The organism is Ruegeria sp. CH10, from assembly GCF_056537125.1.
Genome location: NZ_JBQFQY010000001.1, coordinates 67,702 through 89,510, shown reverse-complemented (window position 1 = coordinate 89,510; position 21,809 = coordinate 67,702). Strand labels below are relative to the sequence as shown.

Here is a 21,809-nt window from a genome sequence, read left to right as displayed (position 1 = left end):
TAAGACGGAGAGGCGGTATGAACAGCACGCAACTGGATGTCCCGGCGGTTGACAGCTATCTCAGCCAGCATCTGAGCGGCTACCGAGGGCCCCTGACGGCGACCAAGTTTACGGTGGGCCAATCCAACCCGACCTTTCTGCTGCAAACGCCTGAAAAGTCGTATGTCTTGCGCCGCAAGCCACCCGGCGCATTGTTGAAATCTGCCCACGCCGTTGACCGTGAATTTCGCGTGCAGTCTGCCTTGGCTGACAGCGCCGTGCCAGTCCCCCAAATGCATCTGCTGTGCGAGGGCACATCTGTCATCGGGTCTGAGTTTTATGTGATGGAGCATCTACAGGGTCGCATTTTCATGGACCCGACTCTTGAGGGTGAAACCAATAAAACACGCAGTGCCATACTGGACGAAATGAACCGGGTTCTGGCCGAACTACATCAGGTCGATATCGATGCGGTGGGCCTGTCCGATTACGGCCCACCCGGAAACTATTTCGAACGCCAGATCGGGCGCTGGATCAAGCAATACCGCGCCTCGGAAACCTCTGATATTGCTGATATGAATGCGCTGATGAAGGCGCTGGAAACGGCCATACCTGCGGACGATAACCAGAGAACTCTGGTGCATGGGGATTACCGTATCGACAACCTGATGTTTGAAGAAAACGGTACAAAATGTATCGGCGTGCTGGATTGGGAGTTGTCGACAATCGGTCACCCTTACGCAGACCTCGCCGCCGTTATCATGCAGTGGCGATTGCCACCGGGGGACCAGGGGCGTGGATTGGCGGGGATTGACCGCGCACAGCTGGGATTGCCGTCCGATCAGGCGTTTATCGACCAATATTGCGCCCGTCGCGGGTTGGACGGGATAGACAATTTCGGCTTCTACCTTGCCTTCAATTTCTTTCGTATGGCCGCGATTTTGCAGGGCGTTTTCAAACGGGCGCAGGACGGAAACGCCTCGGACCCGAAACGCGCCGCCGCGTTTGGCGCATATGTGCCGATCTTTGCCAAACACGGCCTGACGGCGCTGGAGACATGATTTTCCTGTCTTTTCGCCGCTTAAGCCCCCAAGATCACCACAAAGATCCACAGGGCACGTAACCGATGACGCAACTCGACCCCAAACGCCGGGCTAACATCACCGATTGGATGCAGCGATACGTGGATGATCGGAAATACGCGGGCAGTTCGCTTTTGGTAAAGCACAAGGGTGATGAGGTCTTTTTTCACGCCTGTGGTCAGCGGGATGTGGAAAGTAATCTGCCGTTTCAGCGCGACACGCTCGTCCGTCTTTATTCCATGACCAAACCTGTAACGAGTGTTGCTCTGATGATTTTGGTGGAACGCGGGTTGTTTCACCTCGACGCGCAACTGTCAGAATTCATACCAGAATTCAGCGATATGCAGGCCCTGATACCCGGTGCCACGCGATTGGATCAGACCGAGGATGCCCTCAGCCCGACACTGCATCAACTGCTTACGCATACAAGTGGGTTAAGCTATCCGTTCAATCCGGGTCTGCTTCCGCAGGCAATGGACGCTCAGGATCTGATCTTTAAACCGGATCAGGGGCAATTGGCGGACCGCGTTGCTGACGTGGCCCATCTGCCGCTGGCGTTTCAACCCGGCACGCGGTGGGAATATTCGGTGGCCACAGATGTGCTGGGCCGCGTGATTGAGGTTGTTTCAGGCATGTCCCTGGACCAGTTCTTTGCCAACGAAATTCTTGGGCCGCTCAACATGCGTGAAACCGGGTTCCGGGTGCCCGAGGGGGCAGGGGATCGGTTCGCCTCACTCTACACGCCCTTGGCCGGTGACGCGATGGCCCTGAATGCGGCGAAAACCGGCGGAGAAACACTACGCCTTGTTGATCAGGCCAGGTCATCGCCGTTCGAGCGCACCACGACCTTTTCCGGCGGTGGCGGTTTGGTCGGCACGATCGATGACTATTCTCGTTTTGCCGAAATGATCAGGGCGCATGGGCAGGGGAACGGTCAGAGAATTCTGGGATCAAAGACCGTAGATTACATGCTTATCAACCACTTACCGGGCGATATTGCATCTATGGGTCCGCAGAGTTTTGCCGAGCAACCTATGGAAGGTACAGGCTTCGGATTGGGCGGCGCAGTCGTTGTCGACCCGGGCAGAACGCGTGTGCCGGGCTCTGTCGGGGACTTCAGCTGGGGTGGTATGGCCTCCACCTTCTTTTGGGTTGATCCGGTAAACGACCTGACAGCGGTGTTCCTGACACAGTTGTCACCGTCCAGCTCGTACCCGTCACGCGCCGAGTTGAAAGGACTGGTGCGTGGCGCGTTGATCGATTGAATTCCAGGTCAGGGACCTTCCTCAAGCCGTTGATTAAGCTTGCGCATTCCGCCCAGCCACCGATCATAGTCAGTTGTTTTTAATTGCATATAATCGCGCACCTGGGGATGCGGTAGTATCAGAAATTCCTCGGCACGAATGGCGTCGATACACGCATCTGCGACATGTTCCGGCTCTAACATGCCATCGATTGCGGCAACGGATTGCTCATGTCCGCGCGTCATATCCGTGCGAACCGCCTGAGGGCAAAGGACCGAAACACGCAAACCCTTATGGCCATAAGTCAGCGACAACCACTCGGCAAATCCTACGGCGGCATGCTTGGACACGGCATATGGTGCTGCGCCCGGTTGGTTCAGCAAACCCGCGGCTGAGGCCGTGATCATAACATAGCCCGAACCACGCGCGACCATGCGTGGCACCAGATGACGTGCGGTCCAGACGTGAGACATTACGTTGATCTGCCACGTGCGGTTCCAGTCTTCGTCCAGCGCGTCACAGCCACCAAGCGTCAAAACTCCGGCATTGGCGCAGAACAGGTCAATTGGACCAACCGTGTCTTCGACGTTGGTGATCAAAGACTTAATGTCATCTTCATTGGACACATCACAGATGATCGGGTGGCCGCCAATCTCACGGGCTACGTTTTGAACGCCTTCGGCATTAATGTCCGAACAGACAACTGTTGCACCGTCACGCGCAAACCGTTCGGCCAATCCGCGCCCAATGCCGCGCGCGGCGCCGGTGACGACCACAGTTTTTCCACTGATCTCCATATCAAGTCTCCGAACATCTGATTGGCCTCCAAACGGTAACCAGAATTCAGAGTGGCGCAATGATGACCTGATGTTACCTTTTATTTAACATAATCATCATTACGCGAAGTATAAATTATTCTAGTAGAAGGCCTGCAATCCTGTTTGCGCGCGTCCCAGGATCAGCGCGTGCACGTCATGGGTGCCTTCATAGGTGTTCACCGTCTCAAGGTTGACCATGTGGCGAATGACCTGAAACTCCAAAGAAATCCCGTTGCCGCCGTGCATGTCACGCGACATACGCGCGATGTCCAGCGCCTTGCCGCAATTGTTGCGCTTGACGATCGAGATCATCTCGGGCGCGGCTTCGGCTTCGTCCATCAAACGCCCCACACGCAGGCTGCCTTGCAGCGCCAAGGCGATTTCGGTCTGCATATCTGCCAGTTTGCACTGGAACAGTTGTGTCTGCGCCAGTGGCCGATTGAATTGCTTTCTGTCCAGACCGTATTGACGCGCGGCGTGCCAGCAACTTTCGGCGGCACCCATAACGCCCCAGCTGATGCCATAGCGCGCTCGGTTCAGGCAGCCGAACGGACCTTTAAGGCCCTGCACATGCGGCAACAACGCGCTGTCGTCGACCTCAACACCGTCCAGAACAATCTCACCGGTGATGGAGGCCCGCAGGCTCATCTTGTTCTGAATTTTCGGAGCGCTCAGACCCTTGAGGCCCTTTTCCAGCACAAAGCCGCGAATTTTACCATCATGTGCGTCAGACTTGGCCCAAACCACAAATACATCAGCGATGGGCGAGTTTGAAATCCACATCTTGCTGCCGGTCAGGCGATAGCCGCCGTCGATCTTCTCGGCACGGGTTTTCATGCCTGCGGGGTCCGATCCGGCATCCGCTTCGGTCAGGCCGAAACACCCGATCCATTCACCGCTGGCCAGTTTCGGCAGGTATTTGCGGCGTTGTTCTTCGCTGCCATAGGCATAGATCGGGTACATGACCAGCGAGCTTTGAACCGACATCATCGAGCGGTAACCGGAATCGACACGCTCAACCTCACGCGCGACGAGACCGTATGAGACATACCCTGCCCCAAGACCACCGTATTCTTCTGGGATCGTCGTGCCCAGCAGACCCATTTCACCCATCTCACGAAAGATTTCAGGATCGGTTTCTTCGTTCTGGAAAGCGTCGGTCACACGCGGTTGCAGTTTTTCCTGCGCATAAGCCTGCGCGCTGGCTGCAATCATGCGTTCATCTTCTGTCAACTGATCGGACAGACGGAACGGGTCATCCCATGCGAATTGGCCCATGTCGGGCGCGTCTTTGGCACGCAATGCAGGCTTTGTGTCAGGGGCGTTCATGGTTTCTCTCCGCTCAGTCAGCTTGGTCGCAAACTAGCGCGGCTTATCCATAAAGGACAGAAAGAGTTTCGCATCTTTCTATGAGCAAAACTCATACCCCCTGCCCCGGATTTACCCCAGCGCGTAACCTGCGCCACGGACTGTTCGAACCGGATCATCGCCGCCATGTTGCGTCAGCGCCTTGCGCAGACGTCCGATATGAACGTCAACGGTACGCGTATCGACATAGATATCGCGGCCCCAGACCCGATCAAGCAGCTGCTCGCGGCTCCAGACCCGGCCCGGTTTTTCCATGAAGGTGCTCAGCAGGCGGAACTCGGTCGGGCCAAGCTTCAGCAGCTTGCTGTCCCGGCTGACTTTGTGCGTCTCGGAATCCAGAACAATGTCGCCGAATTCCAGACGTATTCCAACGGTTGCGGGACGCACGCGGCGCAGCTGGGTACGGACCCGCGCCATCAGCTCAACCACTGAATAGGGTTTGACCACATAGTCATCCGCACCTGTTTCCAAGCCGCGCACCTTGTCTACCTCTTCAGTGCGGGCCGACAGCATGATGATCGGGATCGACCGCGTGTCAGGGCGCGATTTCAGGCGGCGGCAGACCTCAATCCCGCTGAGGTTGGGCATCATCCAATCCAGAACGATGATATCGGGATGTTCCTCGTCGACCAGCAGCATGGCCTCATCACCACTGGCAGCCTTGGACACGCGAAACCCTTCGGCCTCAAGGTTATAAGCCAGCACTTCGCGCTGCGCCGGTTCGTCTTCAACGACCAGAACTGTAGGCTGATCAGCTGACATGACTTAGACCTCCTGCGGGGTGTGCGATGTGATATCGGCCTTGGGGCGCGCCTCGGCCGGGCGTTCGCCCGTCACCAGATAGACGACCTGCTCGGCGATTGCGGTCACGTGATCGCCCATACGCTCAATATTCTTGGCGATGAAATGCAGATGCATGCACGACGAGATATTGCGCGGATCTTCGGCCATGAAGGTCAGGAATTCGCGGAACAGGCCGTTATACATCTGGTCCACTTCTTCGTCACGATTGATGACGTCTGTGGCCAGTTCGGCATCGCGCTGAATATAGGCGTCCAGTGCGTCGCGCAGCATCACCTCAACCTCGCGCGCCATGCGACGCAAGGCAGCAGCGCTGCCGTTGATCTCGCCTGCATTGACCAGAACCGTGGTCCGTTTGGCGATGTTTTTGGCATAGTCGCCAATGCGTTCAAGGTTGCCCGCAACTTTCAGCACCGACAGAACCAGACGTAAATCGCTGGCGGTCGGAGCACGCAGCGCAATCAGACGCGCCGTTTCTTCGTCGATCAGCTCTTCCAACGCATCGATGGCTTTATCGCCCTGACGCACCTGCTGGGCCAGCTCTTCATCACGGGATTCCAGCGAGCGCGCGGCGCTCATGATGGCGGCTTCGACCAGCCCGCCCATTTTCATGATATGGGCCTGGATCGCTTCGAGGTCGCGGTCAAAGGCAGATGCAATATGTTGTTCGCTCATGATTCAGTACCTGTCCTCAGCCGATCCGGCCGGTGATGTAGCTTTCGGTGCGGGGATCTTCGGGGTTGGTAAATATCTGCCCCGTCTCACCGAACTCGACAAGGTTGCCGAGGTGGAAGAATGCTGTCTTTTGGCTGACCCGCGCGGCCTGTTGCATCGAGTGGGTCACGATCACCACCGAATAGCGCGAACGCAAATCGTCAATCAGTTCCTCGACCTGCGCGGTTGCAATTGGATCCAGCGCTGAACATGGCTCGTCCATAAGCAGAACTTCGGGCTCGGTCGCCACAGCGCGGGCGATGCACAGGCGCTGCTGCTGACCGCCGGACAGGCCAGTGCCGGGGGCGTCCAGACGATCCTTGACCTCATCCCAGATCGCGCCGCGACGCAGGGATTTCTCAACGATCTCATCCAGTTCCGCCTTGTTCTTGGCAAGGCCATGGATGCGCGGACCATAGGCCACGTTGTCATAGATCGACTTGGGGAACGGATTCGGCTTTTGGAACACCATGCCCACCTTGGCACGCAACTGCACCGGATCGACGCGCTTGTCATAGATATCCTCACCGTCCAGCAGGATATCGCCCTCGACCCGACAGATGTCGATCGTGTCGTTCATCCGGTTCAGACAGCGCAGGAACGTGGATTTGCCGCAGCCCGACGGGCCGATAAAGGCGGTCACGGTCTTGTCTTCGATCTGAACATCCACATCCTTGATGGCGTGGTTGTCGCCGTAATAGACCTGAACCTTGTTCGCGGCGATCTTGATGTCTTTGGAGTCCACGGCTCTCTCCACTCGTGTCATGTCGTTCATAATAAGCCTCCTACCAGCGGCGTTCAAAGCGGCGGCGCAGGATGATTGCGATGATATTCATGGTCAGCAGGAACATCAAAAGGATGATAATGCCGCCCCAGGCTTTCTCATAGAAACCCACATCGGCGCGGGCGGCCCAGGTATAGATTTGCGCAGGCATGGCCGAGTTCGGCTCGGTAAAGCCCGCCATGAAGCCATCGGGATAACCGCGGGCCACAAAGCCCACCATACCGATCAGCAGCAGCGGCGCGGTTTCTCCAAGCGCTTGCGCCAGACCAATGATGGTGCCGGTCAGGATACCGGGCGCGGCCAGCGGTAGAACGTGGTGGAACACCGCCTGCATTTTCGAAGCCCCTACCCCCAGCGCTGCATCGCGGATGGATGGCGGCACAGCCTTTAGCGAGGCACGGGTTGAGATAATGATTGTCGGCAGTGTCATCAGGGTCAGCACCAGACCACCGACCAAGGGCGCGGATTGCGGCAAGTGCATGAACTGGATGAATACTGCCAAACCCAGAATACCGAACACAATCGACGGAACAGCGGCCAGGTTGGAAATGTTGACCTCGATCAGGTCCGTAAACCGGTTCTGCGGTGCAAATTCCTCAAGATAGATCGACGCGGCGACACCAATGGGCAGTGACAGCCCCAATACCACCAGCATCATGAAGAACGAGCCCACAACCGAGGCACCGATACCAGCGCCTCCGGGGTTATCAACGCCGGAATCCGCACCGGTAATAAAGGGCCAATTGAACGCCTGTTTGATGATACCCGCCTCTTCCAGCGCATCCACCAGATCCAGATCGCTTAGCTGCAGAAAGCGGCTGTCTTGCAGGGTGTCACGCGAAACACGGCCTTTGAAGTAGCCGTCAACCCGGCTTGAGGCCGCCAGATCGAACTGTACCGGTTCGCCCAGTTTATCGGGGTTGTCGGCGTAAAAGGTACGGATCGTGCCACCAACTTTACCCAAAAGACGCTCGATCGCATCCTGATCGAAATCGACGGTGACGCCGCTTTCGTTCAGTTGATCGTTCAGCGCACCGATGAAGAGGTCGGAATAGGCTTTGGTCTTGAACAGGGTGCTTTCCGCCTCATCCCGCTGTGCGGGTGACAGGGTGAATTCGACACTGACCACGGTGCGCTGGAAGGCTGGTAAGCCTTGCGACAGGATCGACGCGAACAGAACGATCAGAAAGAAAAGCCCTGTCGCAATCGCAACGATGCCATAGGCGCGAAACCGTTTTTCTGCATTCGCACGCTTTTTTGTGCGCGCGTCCGTGTCCATCAACGAGGTCGCATGGCGACTTGGCTGAGGGCTGTCCATGCTTGCGTCGGTCATTCGTACTGCTCCCGATACTTACGCACGATGTAAAGGGCAAACACGTTTAGCCCCAGCGTGAGGATGAAAAGGGTCATGCCAAGTGCAAAGGCGACAAGGGCCTCTGGCGAGGCGAAATCCGCGTCGCCGGTCAATTGGCTGACGATTTTGGCGGTGACAGTTGTCATCGCCTCAAAGGGATTGAGGCTCAGGCGGGCAGCGGCCCCTGCCCCCAAGACCACGATCATGGTTTCACCGATGGCGCGCGACGCCGCCAGCAGGATCGCGCCGACGATCCCGGGCAAGGCTGCGGGCAGAACCACCTGACGGATGGTTTCGGACTGTGTCGCACCCAACCCGTAGGACCCGTCACGCATCGCTTGCGGTACCGCGTTGATAATGTCATCGGACAAGGAGGACACAAATGGGATCAGCATTATGCCCATCACAAGACCGGCAGTCATCACGGCCGTACCGGCCTTCATCCAGCCCAGCCCGTTGTCACCGAATACATCCAGCAAAAGCGGGCCGACTGTCAGCAATGCAAACAGACCGTAGACAATGGTTGGGATCCCGGCCAGAACCTCGAGCAGCGGCTTGGCAACAGAGCGCACACGAGACGACGCGTATTCACTGAGGTAGATCGCGGCAAACAGACCGATGGGCACGGCAACCAGCAGAGCCACCAGCGAGATGTAGAACGTGCCCCACAGCAGCGGGATGATCCCCAGATCCGAGGCACCACCGCGACCCGAGAAGCTGGGCGCCCAGGTTGTACCAAAGAAGAACTCGGACGCGGGGTAGAGTTTGAAGAACTCCCACGTGTTGAAAACCAGCGACAGTACAATTCCGATTGTTGTCAGGATGGCAATAGATGCGGCTGCAAGCAAAAGGACGCGGACGCCCTGCTCGACCACATTGCGCGCGCGGTATTCAGACTGTGTTTGGAACCAGCTGATTGCGGCCCCGAACAGAGCGACCAGAATGACGGCCCCCGTCATGATCCCGTAGCCGGTGGAGTTCATAACGCGGTAGCTTTGTGCGGCCCGCAGTACCGGCTGAGTGATCTCGGACGTCACCACTTGCCCGGCATCTTTCAACCGCTGGGTCATATCGGTTACATCCGCGCGCGCGTTGCGGGCCTGATCTTCAGAAATCAGCCCGGCGGCGACCGCGTTGTCCAGCCCGTCTGCGGTTCGGCGCACTTCGGCCATGACAAGGCTTAGGGACGATCCTTCTTTGACGGCCGTCTCGGGGATCATGTCCGAGACCTGAGAGGAAACATAAAGCGGCTGCGCCAGAAGCCAGATGATCAGCAGACCAAAGGCAGGCACAATCGCTTTGAGGGCAACATTTGCACCATAATAGGTTGGCAGCGAGTGCAGGTTCCTGCTGTCTCCGCCGGCGCTTTGCAGGGCGCGTGCGCGTCCTAAAACATAACCGACTGCGGCGATCGCAAGCACGATCAGAAAGAGCCATAGTATCGGCATGACACCCCCGTTAGGTCTTGGCTGGGTATTTCGGAAAACACAGTTGGGGGCGGCATAAGCTGCCGCCCCCGGTCATTCAAGCCAAAGGCGGGATTAGCTACCCGAACCCATGGTCACTTCGTTTGCAATCGCATCCTGAGTCTTTGCCAGCTCAGGGTCGGCAACCAGGCCATAGTTGGCCAGCGGGCCCGAACCACCTGCGATTTCGTCAGCAGTGAAGAACTGAGCGTATTCTTTCAGGCCGGGGATCACGCCGATATGCGCTTTCTTGACGTAGAAGAACAGCGGGCGCGACACAGGGTACTCACCCGACGCGATGGTCTCGGTCGACGGTGCGATACCGCCCATGGTGGCCACTTTCAGCTTGTCGGTGTTGTTTTCATAGAAAGCCAAACCGAACACGCCGATGCCGTTGGGGTTGGTGTCGATACGGGCCAGGGTCTCGGTGTAGTCACCATCGATGTCGACCGACTTGCCGTCGGTGCGCACGTCCAGGCATGCGTCTTCGGCGTCATCTTCGCTCATGCCGCCTGCGATCATGGCTTCCATGGCGCCAGTGGCTTCGCAGCCTTCCAGCAGAACTTTGTCTTCAAAGACTTCACGGGTGCCGTGCTTGGTGCCAGGGATGAACATCGCGATTTCAACATCCGGCAGATCGGCGTTGAACTCGGCCCAGCTGTTAAAGCTGTTGTCGACCAGCGCACCGTCTTTCATGACTTTCGAGCCGATGGCGTTGTAGATGTCGGCGGGTTCAAACGCGGTGAAGGACGGGCCGGACTGTTGGCTTGCGAATACGATGCCATCGTAACCGATGCGGACTTCCATGATGTCGGTCACGCCGTTTTCGGCACAGGCTTTGATCTCTTTTTCACGGATGGCGCGCGATGCGTTTGCAACGTCGATGGTGTTTTCGCCAACGCCCTCACAGAAACGCTTCAGGCCTGCCGACGAGCCGCCAGATTCGACAACCGGTGTCGGGAAATCGGTGTTCTCACCGAACAGTTCGGCAACGATCGAGGCATACGGCAGAACGGTCGACGAACCGGCGACCTGTACGTTGTCACGCGCAGCAGCAGTGGTTGCCGATACGGCAGCAATCGCCAGCGCAGAAGCCGACAGTTTAACAAAGGACATCTCAGTCTCCTTGAGAAATAGAACTATGATCATCCCCATGATGATCTTGCGGGCACCTCTAAGGACCGCGCGTAAGCCTTTTGTGACAGGTTTGTAACAGCTTTATGACAGTTGACGGGAAATCTGCGTTATCCACAACAAACCAGACATGCAGCATTCACATAGGTAAACGGAACTTTACCCGGATCAGGTGAATTTTACTGGTTTATCGGGGCAGTATGACAGTGAATGTCGTGCCTTTGCCAAGGTCACTTTCCACCCGCAGCCGCCCGCGATGGCGGTTGATGATGTGTTTGACGATGGCCAGCCCAAGACCCGTGCCCCCCAGTTGCCGCGATCTGTGGCTGTCCGCGCGATAGAATCGCTCGGTCAGACGGGGCAGATGAACGGAATCGATTCCCGGCCCCTTGTCGATCACCTGCACCCGGACCGCCGGACCGCGCAGCGCAGAATCGCGGTCTGACGTACCAACGCAGACTTCTACACTGCCGCCGCTGCCACCATATTTGATGCCGTTCTCGATCAGGTTGGTGAAAACCTGGCGCAGCTGATCATCATCCCCAGTCAGGGAAACGGCTTCATCCGGCGCACGCATGTTCAGATGCACCCGAGCGTCATCCGCCAGCGGGCGCAGAGAGTTCAGGGTGGATTGCAACAGACCCTTCAACTCCAGCTGTTCCTTGGGGCGCACCCGCTCTTCGCTTTCGACGCGGTTCAGGGACAACAGATCGCCCACCAGCCGATTCATGCGGTTGGCTTCATCCGTCATGATCTGCAAAAACCGCTCGCGGGCGGCCGGATCATCGCGGGCCGGGCCGCGCAGGGTTTCGATAAACCCCATCAACGCGGTCAGAGGGGTGCGCAATTCATGGCTGACGTTGGCGACGAAATCGCGGCGCATCTGGCTGGCTTGCTCAACATGGGTAATGTCCTGAAAGACCACCATCAACGCACCGCCGGATACGGCACCTACGCCGTTCATGTACCGGCATTCAACCTCGAACGTGGTGTCTTGGGCGCCGTCATTGGACAGGTGCCGTGTCTTTGCTGTGTTTTTGGTGCGCAGGCCCTGTTCAATCGCTTCGATCACCTGCGGCTGCCGCAGAATCGTCGCAAAATGGCGACCCGTGATGTTTTGCGACAACAGGGTCTTCGCGTCGGTATTGGCGGCAATGATCCGCTCGGTCTGATCCACCATCAGCGCAGGCATAGGAATAGCCGCGACAAATTCGGCCAGCAGGTCGTCTGACATCGTTCTGATCTTTCCGATTTAGACCACAGGCTTCATCTCATCGCGGAACCGCCGCATGTTCTGCTGATAATGCAACGCGCTGAGCGTGATTTTCTGTGCGGCGGCCTCATCCAACTGGCGCACGACCTTGCCGGGTGTGCCCATGACCAGTGAATTGTCGGGAATCTCTTTGCCTTCGGTAATCAGGGCCCCTGCCCCGATCAGACAGTTTTTCCCGATCCTGGCACCGTTCAGAACGATAGCGCCCATGCCGATCAGAGTATTTTCCCCAATCGTGCAGCCATGCAGCATGACCTTATGCCCAATTGTGCAGTTCTTGCCGATGCTCAGCGGGAATCCGGCGTCGATATGCATGACGCAATCTTCCTGTACGTTGCTGCCTTCGCCCACTCGAATCTCTTCGTGATCGGCGCGGATCGTGCAGCCAAACCAGACCGAGGCCCCCTGCTCCAAAACCACCTTGCCGATCAGGTTGGCATCCGGCGCGACCCAGGTGTCTTCATGTATCTGCGGCGCACGCGCGCCCAAGGCGTAGATGGTCATGACAGGCCCTCAAACTCATTTTGCAAGTTACGCACGTGATTTTGCAGGCGCGGCTGCTGGATGCGGCGCATGCGTTCAGCGGCTACGATGGTTTTCAGCTTGTCTTCGGTGCTGTCCAGATCGTCATTGACCAGCACGTAATCGTAATAGCCCCAGTGGCTGATCTCATCCCAGCTTTTCAGCATCCGTTTGGCGATCACGTCTTCGCTGTCCTGCCCGCGGGTTTCCAGACGGCGGCGCAGTTCGGGGATCGAGGGCGGCAGGATGAAAATCGACAGTGCGTGCTTGCCCAGATCCGAGTTTCTGATCTGCACCTCACCCTGCCAATCGACGTCAAACAGCACATCCCGGCCCGCATTGATCGACTCGCGCACCGGCCCGGCGGGCGAGCCGTAGAAATTTCCGAACACGTGCGCATGTTCCAACATCTGCCCGTCGGCCACCTGCTGTTTGAACTCATCTTCGGACAGGAAATAGTATTCGCGCCCGTGCTCCTCACCCGGACGTGGCGCGCGGGTGGTGGCCGAGATCGAAAACTCCAGCCCTTCATCCCAGGCCATCAATCGGCGGGCCAAGGTGGATTTCCCCGCGCCCGACGGCGAGGACAGGATGATAAGTAGCCCGCGGCGATCTGCCATGTCAGTGGTTCCCATTGTCATTCTACGTTCTGCACTTGCTCGCGCATCTGGTCTATTACGGCCTTCAACTCAAGCCCTACCGAGGTCAGATCAGCACTTTGGGCTTTGGAGCACAGCGTGTTTGCCTCGCGATTGAATTCCTGCATCAGAAAGTCCAGCTTGCGCCCCACGGCACCGTCCTGCGACAGCAGATCGCGGGCGGCCACCACATGGGCCTTGAGGCGGTCGATCTCTTCGGTGATGTCCGCCTTGACCGCGATCAGGGCCAGTTCCTGCGCAACGCGGTCCGGGTCTACGCCTTGCGCGTTGTCCATCACACGCGCCAGATTGTCCCGCAGCGCCTCGGCGGTTTTATCCTTGCGCAGCTCTGCCAGCTTAGCGGCCTGTTCGGTCAGGTCCGAGACTTGCGACAATTGCCCGTCCAGAATATCCGCCAGCGCGGCACCCTCGGTCTGACGCATGTCGACAAACGCCTGTAACAGCGCGCCGAATTCTTTGGACAGTTGCGCGACCAGCGGCGCGGGATCGTCCACGTCACTGCCAACCTCAAGCATGCCCTTGATCGCGATCAGTTCGGCCGCGGATGACGGGGCCAACGTAACGCCTGCGGCTGCGGCCATCTCTTGCGTGCGCGCAAGGGCCGTCAGGGCGGCGGACATGGCGTCTTCGTTCAGGGCCAATTCGGGTGTGGATTCGTCTCGGCTGAGCTTTAACGACAGGGTGACGTTGCCGCGGCTTAGGGCTTTTGAGGTCTGCGCCCGCAGCGCCGCCTCAAGCCCGGTCAGCCAATCGGGCACGCGCAGGCGCATATCCAGGCCCTTGCCGTTTACACTGCGCAGTTCCCACGTCCAGCTATGCGGGCCAAAGGCCCCCTTGCCCGAGGCGAAACCAGTCATGGATCTGATCATGCCTGCCCTTTCCGTCCTTGCCTTTTTTCTGCTTGCGCCCCGCACCTAATGCCATCGCCGGGGGCAGAGCAAGAGATTGCTGAGTTTGCGCCTATCGCCAGAAGTTAACCATTCGTTAAAGATTTCCTCCAAAATAGACATAACCCGTGTCAATCTGGCCAAAGCCAGCGACTGGTCGGACAAACCCGGCCCCGTTAGATGGCATTTTATGAAAATGACGGTCAATCGGCACTAGGGTGATGAGATGAAAGCCTTTTTTGGAAACGGCTCCGGGTCAAGTTTTGGAAAGATCGTCGCAATGGATCGTTTTGACAGCGGGCGCAGCCTTTCGCCCATCCGACAGGTCGAAGCGTATTGGACTGCGCTGTTAAGCGGTGACATTGTTCCCATGCGGTCGCAGATCGATCCGCGCGGGCTTGAGAATATTCTTGAATATACGTTCATCCTTGAACGGATCGCGCCCGGTCTTGCGCGGTTTCGTCTGGCCGGAAGCCATCTGAACACATTGGCTGGGATGGAGGTGCGCGGCATGCCCCTGACCGCCTTTTTCGAAGCATCCGCCCGGCAGGAGGTGACTGACACGCTGGAGCAGGTCTTTGCCCAACCCGCCATCGCCGATCTTGAGATGGTGTCGACCGGCCGCTTGGGCCGCACCCGCATGCAGGCCCGCATGATCCTGTTGCCGTTGAAAAGCGACCTTGGCGATGTCAGCCGCGTGTTGGGTGTTTTGGTCAGCGATGGCGCAATCGGGGCGACCCCTCGCCGGTTTACCGTGCCAAAGACCCGCGTCCGCGCCGTGTCGGACATTCAGGCCCCGCAGCCACAGCCCGAGCGTAAACTGGCCGGGTTTGCCGAGGATCAGGAAAATTTCAAGCAGCGCGGCGCGCATCTGCGGCTTGTGGCGTCGCGTGACGATTAAAGCCTGACGTTCATTCAATGCGCTCAGAAAGAAAAAGGCGGACCGAACTGGCCCGCCTTTTCTTTTTCGTTCGCAATTGCCCTTAGCTTGCAGCGCGTTTGCTGCGGTCCCGGCGCAGGTTGGTCAGCTCCTCTGCCACCAGGAAGGCCAGCTCAAGCGATTGCGACGCGTTCAGGCGCGGGTCACATGCGGTGTGGTACCGGTCCGAGAGATCCTCTTCGGTCACCGCCCGCACGCCACCGGTGCATTCGGTCACGTCCAGGCCGGTCATCTCGAAATGCACACCACCGGGGATCGTGCCCTCGGCCTGATGCACACCAAAGAAGTCGCGCACCTCGCGCAGGACCGAATCGAACGGACGGGTCTTGTAACCCGTGGCCGATTTGATCGTGTTGCCATGCATCGGGTCGCAGACCCAGGTGACCTTGGCCCCCTCTTCCTTGACGGCCTTGACCAGACGCGGCAGATGCTCGCCCGCTTTGCCCGCGCCGAAGCGCGCGATCAGGGTCAGGCGACCCTCTTCGTTTTCGGGGTTCAGCTTGGCCATCAGAACCTTGAGGTCTTCGGCTGTGGTCGTCGGACCGCATTTCAGACCGATCGGGTTCAGAACGCCACGGCAGAACTCCACATGTGCACCGTCCGGCTGACGGGTGCGGTCACCGATCCAAATCATGTGGCCCGACCCGGCCAGCCAGTTGCCCGAGGTCGAATCAAGACGGGTCAGCGCCTCTTCGTATTCCAGCAGCAGCCCTTCGTGGCTGGTGTAGAATTCTACGGTCGAGAATTCATGCGTGGTGTCGGCGTTGATCCCGGCGGCATCCATGAAATCAATGGAATCCTGAATGCGATCAGCGATCTCCGAATATTTCTGCACGTCCTGATCATCTGTGAACCCAAGGGTCCACGAATGCACCATGCTCATATCGGCGAAACCACCGGTTGAGAAGGCGCGCAGCAGGTTCAGCGTGGCAGCCGCCTGCGTGTAGGCCTGCAGCATCTTGCCGGGGTTCGGAATGCGCGCTTCGGGCGTGAAGGCCAGTTCGTTGATGATGTCACCGCGGTAGCTGGGCAACTCAACGCCATCCACCACCTCGGTCGGCGCGCTGCGCGGTTTGGCGAATTGTCCGGCCATACGGCCCACTTTGACCACCGGCACCTTGGCGCCATAGGTCAGAACCATCGCCATCTGCAGCATCACCTTGAACGTGTCACGGATCGCATCCGCGCTGAATTGCTCAAAGCTTTCTGCACAATCGCCGCCCTGCAGCAGGAAGGCTTCGCCGCGACCGGCGGCCCCCAACAGCTGCTTGAGCCGGCGCGCCTCACCGGCAAAGACCAGCGGCGGATACTGTGAAAGCTGGCCCTCGACCTTGGCCAGAGCGGCCGCGTCGGTATAGTCTGGCATCTGAACCCGGGGCTTGTTGCGCCAGTTCGTTTTTTGCCATTCGGTCATAGCTTTGATCTCCGCTGAAGTGTTCAGGTCGTCTCTATACAAAATGCAATGAAGAGTGACCATATCCCTTTTGCGCCCCTTGACGTCGTAAACAAGCTTTGATCATGGTGGCTGCCAAATCTGCCGCAGGGTTAAACCGACCATGCGCCGAATCAAGGACCCCTCGCCATGCAAGAGCAACGCCAAGTTGTCACGGTGGAAGACAAGAAATCCCACCCAAAGAACTTTGTATTTGTCCTGCTGGACAAGTTCTCGCTGCTGTCTTTTGCATCAGCGCTGGACAGCTTGCGCATTGCCAACCGCATGGCGGACAGAGAGCTTTACACGTGGACCCTGATGGGGGATGGCGGCGAGGTGGTGCAATGCTCGGCCGGTACATCGTTTCATCTGGATTCGGATCTGGTCGATCTGCAACGCGATGACGTCGTTCTGATCTGCGGCGGCGTGGATGTTCAGACCGCAACCACCAAACGGGTGCTGAATTGGGTCCGCCGCGAGGCGCGCCGGGGCTTGCGCATCGGCGGGTTGTGCACTGCAGCCTATACTTTGGCCAAAGCCGGTCTGCTGGACGGCAAGCGCGCCACGATCCACTGGGAGAACTCGGACAGTTTTGTCGAAGAATTCGACGAGGTCGAACTGACCAAATCGGTCTTCCTAATTGACGGCAACCGGATGACCACGGCGGGCGGTACATCCTCCATCGATCTGATGTTGAAGATCATCGCCGATGACTATGGCGAGGATCTGGCCAATGCCGTGGCAGATCAGATGATCTATTCTTCGATCCGAACCGACCAGGACACGCAGCGCCTGTCTACGCCAACCCGCATCGGCGTCCGGCACCCCAAGCTAAGCCAGGTGATCCTGATGATGGAGAAGAACATCGAAGAGCCGATCTCGCCTTCGATTCTGGCCAAGGACGTGGGCATGTCGACCCGGCAGCTTGAGCGGCTGTTCCGCCGCTATCTCAGCCGTTCGCCCAAGCGCTATTACATGGAATTGCGCCTGCACAAGGCCCGCAACCTGCTGATGCAAACGGATATGAGCGTGATTAATGTGGCGCTGGCCTGCGGCTTTGCATCCCCCAGCCATTTCTCAAAATGCTACCGGGCGCATTACAACACCACACCCTACCGCGAGCGCGGCGCACAGGGTGAGCGTCTTTCGGGCTGAGTTACGACGGATCGCCTTCGGGGCTCATGCGGTAAACGGCCCCTTCTCCCACGGAAATAAACCAGATCGCGCCGTCCGGGGCCTCGACAATATCGCGGACCCGGATCGTTTCCGGCCCTTTGATTTGCTCAACCTCGGATAGCGGATCACCGGTCAGGCGCGCGATATAGTCGAACTTGAGCGAGCCGACAAAAATGTTGCCCTCCCATTCCGGCCACAGCTTGCCCGAATAGACCATCAGGCCAGACGGCGCGATGGACGGGTCCCAATAGTGCTGCGGCTGCTCCAATCCGGGTTTTGATGTTCCTTCGCCGATCTTTTCGCCCGAATAATGCACACCATAAGAGATCACCGGCCACCCATAGTTCCGCCCCGGTAGGATCAGATTGACCTCATCCCCGCCACGCGCCCCATGTTCCGACGTCCAAAGATTACCCTCGGCGTCCAGACCCGCGCCCTGCGGGTTGCGGTGGCCATAGGACCAGATTTCCGACCGCACGTCGTCATCATTCACAAACGGATTGTCGTCAGGCACGGTGCCGTTGCGGTTAACGCGGATGATTGAACCGATGTGGTTCGATGTGTCCTGCGCCGCCGGCCGGTCGCCACGATCCCCGATTGTGACGAACAGCGTGCCATCCCGCGCCTCAACCACGCGCGATCCGAAATGCTTGCCGGTACGTCCGCCCGGGACAGCTTCGAAAACCACCCGCACCCGGGTCAGATGGGTGCCGTCTTCGGATAACCGCGCCACGGCCAGCGCGGTACCCGCCTTGCGGAACTGCCGTTTCGAGAAGGTCAGGAAAATCTCGCGCGTTTCCGGGAAATCGCGGGCAATGGTCACGTCCAATAACCCGCCCTGCCCATCTGCGGCCACCCGGGGCACGCCTTTCACGCGGTTTGTCTGCCCATCTTTGACATGAAGAAGATTGCCGTCGCGCTCGGTCACAAGGAACCCTTCCTCGGGCAGGATGCCGATAGCCCAGGGGGCATCAAGGTCCTGAACCATGGGTTTGACCTCTATCGGCCCGGCCGAGGTTTGCATCGTTTCGGCGCTCGCCAAACCAGCCGCCAGCGACAGAACCAGAATCAGGCTACCTTTGAACATCATTCCCTCCAGCATCGCATGACTGCCCACACAGCAACCATGCCAGCAAACCAATGCAGAGCCTAGCTGGCAACAACACATTTGTGTGAGGACTTTTCTTTTCCGAACAGCTTGCCTAGGGTCGTGCTCAGAACGAAGACGTTCCAACTTGGGAGTAACCACATGAAAAAGCTGCTTACCGCAACTGCAGCAACCGCCCTGCTGGCGGGCACCGCAATGGCCGACGATGTAAAACTGGGCGTTCTGTTCGGTTTCACCGGCCCGATTGAATCGCTGGCCCCTGCGATGGGTTCGGGCGCTGAAATGGCCATGGCCGAAGTCACCGAATCCGGCAAACTGCTGGACGGCGCAACCGTCACCGGCAGCCGCGCCGATACCGGTTGTATCGACAACGGTCTGGCCACCTCGAACGGGGAACGCATGATCGCCGATGGCGTCGCTGGTATCATCGGCGGAGACTGCTCGGGCGTGACCGGTGCAATCCTGCAGAACGTTGCGATCCCGAACGGCATGGTGATGATCTCGCCCTCGGCCACATCACCCGGTCTGTCGACCATGGAAGACAACGGCCTGTTCTTCCGCACCGCCCCGTCGGATGCGCGCGAAGGTCAGGTGATGGCCGACATCCTGAACGATCGTGGCATCAGCTCAATCGCGCTGACCTATACCAACAACGACTACGGCAAGGGTCTGGCAGATGCGATCCAGTCCTCGTTCGAGGCGTCGGGTGGCGAAGTCACCATCGTTGCCGCGCACGAAGACGGCAAAGCCGACTATTCCGCCGAAGTGGGCGCGCTGGCCTCGGCCGGTGGCGACATTCTGGTTGTCGCGGGCTACTTGGATCAGGGCGGTCTGGGCATCATCCAGTCGGCACTGGACAGCGGTGCATTTGACACCTTCGGTCTGCCCGGTGGCATGATCGGTGACTCGCTGCCTGCCAATGTTGGCCCCGACCTGAACGGCTCGTTCGGTCAGATTGCCGGTTCGGGTGGTGAAGGTGCTGAAAAGTACTTTGCCATGGCCGAAGCCGCAGGGTTCGACGGCTCGTCGCCCTATTCGCCGGAAAGCTATGACGCAGCTGCGCTGTTCATGCTGGCGATGCAGGCCGCAGGGTCGACCAACCCGGCCGAGTACGGCGCGAAAATCATGGACGTCGCCAACGCCCCGGGTGAGAAAATCTATCCCGGTGAGCTGGCCAAGGGCCTGGAGCTGCTGGCCGCAGGTCAGGACATCGACTATGTAGGTGCGTCCGGCGTTGAGCTGATCGGCCCCGGTGAAAGCGCGGGCTCGTATCGTGAGATCGAGGTGACCGACGGCGAAAACGCAACCGTCAACTTCCGTTGATTCTGCGTTAAAAGTCATAAAAACAAGCAGCCCGGGCCTTGTGTCCGGGCTGTTTCAATGACAAAAGCCCGCACCATTCGCACAGGGAAGTGGCAACAACGCCGGAAAACGGCGGCTAGGGGAAAAGATGATCGTCGTCGAAGACGTGCACAAGCATTTCGGCGGGTTTCATGCGGTGGACGGGGCATCGCTGGAAATCCAAAAGGGCTCGATCACCGGTCTGATCGGGCCGAACGGGGCCGGAAAAACCACTCTGTTCAATGTCATCGCGGGTGTCCTGCCGCCGACCAGCGGCAAGGTCTTTATGGATGGTGAGGATATCACCGGCCTGCCCCCGCATGAGCTGTTTCACAAGGGCCTGCTGCGCACGTTCCAGATCGCGCATGAGTTTTCCTCGATGACCTGCCGCGAGAACCTGATGATGGTACCCGGCGCGCAATCGGGTGAATCGCTGTGGAATACCTGGTTCGGGCGCAAGCGCATCGCGGATGAGGAACGTGCTTTGCGCGCCAAGGCCGATGAGGTGCTGGAGTTTCTGACCATCGAACATCTGGCCGACCACAAGGCGGGTCAGGTCTCGGGTGGGCAGAAGAAACTCCTGGAACTGGGTCGCACCATGATGGTCGACGCCAAGATCGTGTTTCTGGATGAGGTCGGCGCGGGCGTGAACCGTACCCTGCTGATGACCATCGCCGACACGATCCTGCGCCTGAACAAGGAACGCGGCTATACGTTCGTGGTCATCGAGCATGACATGGATTTCATCGGCAAGATCTGCGATCCGGTCATCTGTATGGCCGAAGGCAAGGTGCTGGCCGAGGGTAATCTGGACGAAATCAAAGCCAATGAGCTTGTGATCGAAGCCTATCTGGGCACCGGCCTCAAGAACAAAGACAAGCTGGAGGCGGGCGCATGAGCGACAACCCCTACCAGGATGACAAGGGCAACAAAGACGCCTCGATCACCAATACCCATGGGGTCGGTACCATGACCCCCGCTCATCCCAAAAGCGGTGAGACGCATAAGGTTGATGGCGGCCCCTTCCTGATCGGTGACACGATGACGGGCGGGTATGGCAAGGGCCCCGACATCCTGCACGACTGCACCATCGCCGTGGACAAGGGTGAAATTGCGGTGATCGTCGGCCCCAATGGCGCAGGCAAGTCCACTGCGATGAAAGCCGTGTTCGGCATGCTCGACGTGCGCTCGGGCGCGGTGCGGCTGGATGGTGAGGATATCACCAACCTCAGCCCACAAGACCGTGTGATGCGCGGCATGGGATTTGTGCCGCAGACCTCGAACATCTTCACCTCGATGACGGTGGAAGAGAATCTTGAGATGGGCGCCTTCATCCGCCGCGATGATATTTCGGGGACGATGGAGCAGGTCTATGACCTGTTCCCCATCCTGCGCGACAAGCGCAACCAAGCCGCCGGAGAGCTGTCGGGCGGTCAACGCCAGCAGGTCGCCGTGGGCCGCGCGCTGATGACCCAGCCCAAGGTGCTGATGCTGGACGAACCCACCGCCGGTGTCTCACCCATCGTGATGGATGAGCTGTTCGACCGCATCATTGAGGTTTCACGCACCGGGTTGCCGATCCTGATGGTCGAACAGAACGCCCGTCAGGCGTTAGAGATCGCGGACAAGGGATATGTGCTGGTTCAGGGGCGGAACGCCTATACCGGCACGGGCAAGGAACTGCTGGCCGATCCCGAAGTGCGTAAGAGTTTCTTGGGAGGGTGAGG

21 protein-coding genes are annotated in these 21,809 nt (G+C 58.6%); 7 read left to right on the top strand and 14 right to left on the bottom strand.

Annotation, left to right across the window (positions count from 1 at the left end; genetic code table 11):
- Positions 1 to 17: 17 nt before the first annotated feature.
- Complete coding sequence (locus ACRZ94_RS00430) at positions 18 to 1,040, top strand: phosphotransferase family protein (RefSeq protein ID WP_480796422.1); 1,023 nt, start codon at positions 18 to 20, stop codon at positions 1,038 to 1,040.
- A 65-nt stretch (positions 1,041 to 1,105) separates the two neighbouring features.
- Entirely contained in the window at positions 1,106 to 2,326 is a 1,221-nt protein-coding gene (locus tag ACRZ94_RS00425; RefSeq protein ID WP_480796421.1) for a serine hydrolase domain-containing protein, read from the top strand.
- A gap of 8 nt (positions 2,327 to 2,334) precedes the next feature.
- On the opposite strand, the gene ACRZ94_RS00420 is transcribed toward ACRZ94_RS00425, so the two are convergent.
- From ACRZ94_RS00420 to ACRZ94_RS00365, 12 genes are all read right to left on the bottom strand, one after another.
- Entirely contained in the window at positions 2,335 to 3,102 is a 768-nt protein-coding gene (locus ACRZ94_RS00420) for an SDR family oxidoreductase (RefSeq protein WP_480796420.1), read from the bottom strand.
- Positions 3,103 to 3,222: 120 nt separating this feature from the next.
- Positions 3,223 to 4,452: an acyl-CoA dehydrogenase gene (locus ACRZ94_RS00415; protein WP_480796419.1), complete on the bottom strand. Its 1,230-nt coding sequence runs from the start codon at positions 4,450 to 4,452 to the stop codon at positions 3,223 to 3,225.
- A gap of 111 nt (positions 4,453 to 4,563) precedes the next feature.
- Positions 4,564 to 5,253 carry a phosphate regulon transcriptional regulator PhoB gene (gene phoB, locus ACRZ94_RS00410; protein WP_480651264.1) on the bottom strand — a complete coding sequence of 230 codons (690 nt, stop codon included), beginning with the start codon at positions 5,251 to 5,253 and terminating at the stop codon, positions 4,564 to 4,566.
- Positions 5,254 to 5,256: 3 nt separating this feature from the next.
- Complete coding sequence (phoU, locus tag ACRZ94_RS00405; RefSeq protein ID WP_480651266.1) at positions 5,257 to 5,967, bottom strand: phosphate signaling complex protein PhoU; 711 nt, start codon at positions 5,965 to 5,967, stop codon at positions 5,257 to 5,259.
- A 16-nt stretch (positions 5,968 to 5,983) separates the two neighbouring features.
- The gene (gene pstB / locus ACRZ94_RS00400; RefSeq protein ID WP_480651268.1) at positions 5,984 to 6,781 is read right to left on the bottom strand and encodes a phosphate ABC transporter ATP-binding protein PstB; all 798 of its coding nucleotides are present in this window, start codon (positions 6,779 to 6,781) and stop codon (positions 5,984 to 5,986) included.
- A gap of 10 nt (positions 6,782 to 6,791) precedes the next feature.
- On the bottom strand, positions 6,792 to 8,123 hold the full coding sequence (pstA, locus tag ACRZ94_RS00395) for a phosphate ABC transporter permease PstA (RefSeq protein WP_480796418.1): 1,332 nt from the start codon (positions 8,121 to 8,123) through the stop codon (positions 6,792 to 6,794).
- Complete coding sequence (gene pstC / locus ACRZ94_RS00390) at positions 8,120 to 9,592, bottom strand: phosphate ABC transporter permease subunit PstC (protein WP_480651272.1); 1,473 nt, start codon at positions 9,590 to 9,592, stop codon at positions 8,120 to 8,122. Before pstC ends, pstA begins: the two co-directional genes overlap by 4 nt.
- Positions 9,593 to 9,685: 93 nt before the next feature.
- Positions 9,686 to 10,726 (bottom strand): substrate-binding domain-containing protein, encoded by a 1,041-nt coding sequence (locus ACRZ94_RS00385; RefSeq protein ID WP_480796417.1) that lies wholly within the window; start codon positions 10,724 to 10,726, stop codon positions 9,686 to 9,688.
- 205 nt (positions 10,727 to 10,931) lie between these two features.
- The gene (locus ACRZ94_RS00380) at positions 10,932 to 11,978 is read right to left on the bottom strand and encodes a sensor histidine kinase (protein WP_480796416.1); all 1,047 of its coding nucleotides are present in this window, start codon (positions 11,976 to 11,978) and stop codon (positions 10,932 to 10,934) included.
- Between the two features lie 18 nt (positions 11,979 to 11,996).
- Positions 11,997 to 12,521 (bottom strand): gamma carbonic anhydrase family protein, encoded by a 525-nt coding sequence (locus tag ACRZ94_RS00375; protein ID WP_480651278.1) that lies wholly within the window; start codon positions 12,519 to 12,521, stop codon positions 11,997 to 11,999.
- Positions 12,518 to 13,159 carry a guanylate kinase gene (gene gmk / locus ACRZ94_RS00370; protein ID WP_480651280.1) on the bottom strand — a complete coding sequence of 214 codons (642 nt, stop codon included), beginning with the start codon at positions 13,157 to 13,159 and terminating at the stop codon, positions 12,518 to 12,520. Before gmk ends, ACRZ94_RS00375 begins: the two co-directional genes overlap by 4 nt.
- Before the next feature lie 17 nt (positions 13,160 to 13,176).
- Complete coding sequence (locus tag ACRZ94_RS00365) at positions 13,177 to 14,067, bottom strand: YicC/YloC family endoribonuclease (protein ID WP_480796415.1); 891 nt, start codon at positions 14,065 to 14,067, stop codon at positions 13,177 to 13,179.
- A gap of 298 nt (positions 14,068 to 14,365) precedes the next feature.
- On the opposite strand from ACRZ94_RS00365, the gene ACRZ94_RS00360 reads away from it, so the two are divergent.
- Positions 14,366 to 14,986: a PAS domain-containing protein gene (locus ACRZ94_RS00360; RefSeq protein WP_480796414.1), complete on the top strand. Its 621-nt coding sequence runs from the start codon at positions 14,366 to 14,368 to the stop codon at positions 14,984 to 14,986.
- Between the two features lie 82 nt (positions 14,987 to 15,068).
- Here the strand turns inward: ACRZ94_RS00360 and ACRZ94_RS00355 are convergent, their stop codons facing one another.
- Positions 15,069 to 16,439 (bottom strand): class II 3-deoxy-7-phosphoheptulonate synthase, encoded by a 1,371-nt coding sequence (locus ACRZ94_RS00355; protein ID WP_480651285.1) that lies wholly within the window; start codon positions 16,437 to 16,439, stop codon positions 15,069 to 15,071.
- A 168-nt stretch (positions 16,440 to 16,607) separates the two neighbouring features.
- Here ACRZ94_RS00355 and ACRZ94_RS00350 point away from each other — a divergent pair, with 168 nt between their 5' ends.
- Positions 16,608 to 17,612, top strand: a complete 1,005-nt coding sequence (locus ACRZ94_RS00350; RefSeq protein WP_480651287.1) for a GlxA family transcriptional regulator — start codon at positions 16,608 to 16,610, stop codon at positions 17,610 to 17,612.
- Between the two features lies 1 nt (position 17,613).
- Here ACRZ94_RS00350 and ACRZ94_RS00345 read toward each other — a convergent pair whose 3' ends face one another.
- Positions 17,614 to 18,720, bottom strand: coding sequence for a PQQ-dependent sugar dehydrogenase (locus ACRZ94_RS00345; RefSeq protein WP_480651289.1), 1,107 nt, complete (start codon positions 18,718 to 18,720; stop codon positions 17,614 to 17,616).
- Between the two features lie 162 nt (positions 18,721 to 18,882).
- On the opposite strand from ACRZ94_RS00345, the gene ACRZ94_RS00340 reads away from it, so the two are divergent.
- The 3 genes from ACRZ94_RS00340 to ACRZ94_RS00330 all read left to right on the top strand — a co-directional run bounded on the left by ACRZ94_RS00340 (position 18,883) and on the right by ACRZ94_RS00330 (position 21,807).
- Positions 18,883 to 20,064: an ABC transporter substrate-binding protein gene (locus ACRZ94_RS00340; RefSeq protein ID WP_480651291.1), complete on the top strand. Its 1,182-nt coding sequence runs from the start codon at positions 18,883 to 18,885 to the stop codon at positions 20,062 to 20,064.
- Positions 20,065 to 20,191: 127 nt separating this feature from the next.
- Positions 20,192 to 20,980, top strand: coding sequence for an ABC transporter ATP-binding protein (locus ACRZ94_RS00335; protein WP_480796413.1), 789 nt, complete (start codon positions 20,192 to 20,194; stop codon positions 20,978 to 20,980).
- Positions 20,977 to 21,807 (top strand): ABC transporter ATP-binding protein, encoded by an 831-nt coding sequence (locus tag ACRZ94_RS00330; protein WP_480796412.1) that lies wholly within the window; start codon positions 20,977 to 20,979, stop codon positions 21,805 to 21,807. The genes ACRZ94_RS00335 and ACRZ94_RS00330 overlap by 4 nt, the downstream gene beginning before the upstream one ends.
- Positions 21,808 to 21,809 lie beyond the last annotated feature (2 nt).

Bases quoted from the DNA above. Each gene is read 5' to 3' on its own strand.
- ACRZ94_RS00430 (WP_480796422.1), top strand. From the start codon at position 18: ATGAACAGCACGCAACTGGATGTCCCGGCGGTTGACAGCTATCTCAGC.
- ACRZ94_RS00425 (WP_480796421.1), top strand. From the start codon at position 1,106: ATGACGCAACTCGACCCCAAACGCCGGGCTAACATCACCGATTGGATG.
- ACRZ94_RS00420 (WP_480796420.1), bottom strand. From the start codon at position 3,102: ATGGAGATCAGTGGAAAAACTGTGGTCGTCACCGGCGCCGCGCGCGGC.
- ACRZ94_RS00415 (WP_480796419.1), bottom strand. From the start codon at position 4,452: ATGAACGCCCCTGACACAAAGCCTGCATTGCGTGCCAAAGACGCGCCC.
- phoB (WP_480651264.1), bottom strand. From the start codon at position 5,253: ATGTCAGCTGATCAGCCTACAGTTCTGGTCGTTGAAGACGAACCGGCG.
- phoU (WP_480651266.1), bottom strand. From the start codon at position 5,967: ATGAGCGAACAACATATTGCATCTGCCTTTGACCGCGACCTCGAAGCG.
- pstB (WP_480651268.1), bottom strand. From the start codon at position 6,781: ATGAACGACATGACACGAGTGGAGAGAGCCGTGGACTCCAAAGACATC.
- pstA (WP_480796418.1), bottom strand. From the start codon at position 8,123: ATGACCGACGCAAGCATGGACAGCCCTCAGCCAAGTCGCCATGCGACC.
- pstC (WP_480651272.1), bottom strand. From the start codon at position 9,592: ATGCCGATACTATGGCTCTTTCTGATCGTGCTTGCGATCGCCGCAGTC.
- ACRZ94_RS00385 (WP_480796417.1), bottom strand. From the start codon at position 10,726: ATGTCCTTTGTTAAACTGTCGGCTTCTGCGCTGGCGATTGCTGCCGTA.
- ACRZ94_RS00380 (WP_480796416.1), bottom strand. From the start codon at position 11,978: ATGTCAGACGACCTGCTGGCCGAATTTGTCGCGGCTATTCCTATGCCT.
- ACRZ94_RS00375 (WP_480651278.1), bottom strand. From the start codon at position 12,521: ATGACCATCTACGCCTTGGGCGCGCGTGCGCCGCAGATACATGAAGAC.
- gmk (WP_480651280.1), bottom strand. From the start codon at position 13,159: ATGGCAGATCGCCGCGGGCTACTTATCATCCTGTCCTCGCCGTCGGGC.
- ACRZ94_RS00365 (WP_480796415.1), bottom strand. From the start codon at position 14,067: ATGATCAGATCCATGACTGGTTTCGCCTCGGGCAAGGGGGCCTTTGGC.
- ACRZ94_RS00360 (WP_480796414.1), top strand. From the start codon at position 14,366: ATGGATCGTTTTGACAGCGGGCGCAGCCTTTCGCCCATCCGACAGGTC.
- ACRZ94_RS00355 (WP_480651285.1), bottom strand. From the start codon at position 16,439: ATGACCGAATGGCAAAAAACGAACTGGCGCAACAAGCCCCGGGTTCAG.
- ACRZ94_RS00350 (WP_480651287.1), top strand. From the start codon at position 16,608: ATGCAAGAGCAACGCCAAGTTGTCACGGTGGAAGACAAGAAATCCCAC.
- ACRZ94_RS00345 (WP_480651289.1), bottom strand. From the start codon at position 18,720: ATGTTCAAAGGTAGCCTGATTCTGGTTCTGTCGCTGGCGGCTGGTTTG.
- ACRZ94_RS00340 (WP_480651291.1), top strand. From the start codon at position 18,883: ATGAAAAAGCTGCTTACCGCAACTGCAGCAACCGCCCTGCTGGCGGGC.
- ACRZ94_RS00335 (WP_480796413.1), top strand. From the start codon at position 20,192: ATGATCGTCGTCGAAGACGTGCACAAGCATTTCGGCGGGTTTCATGCG.
- ACRZ94_RS00330 (WP_480796412.1), top strand. From the start codon at position 20,977: ATGAGCGACAACCCCTACCAGGATGACAAGGGCAACAAAGACGCCTCG.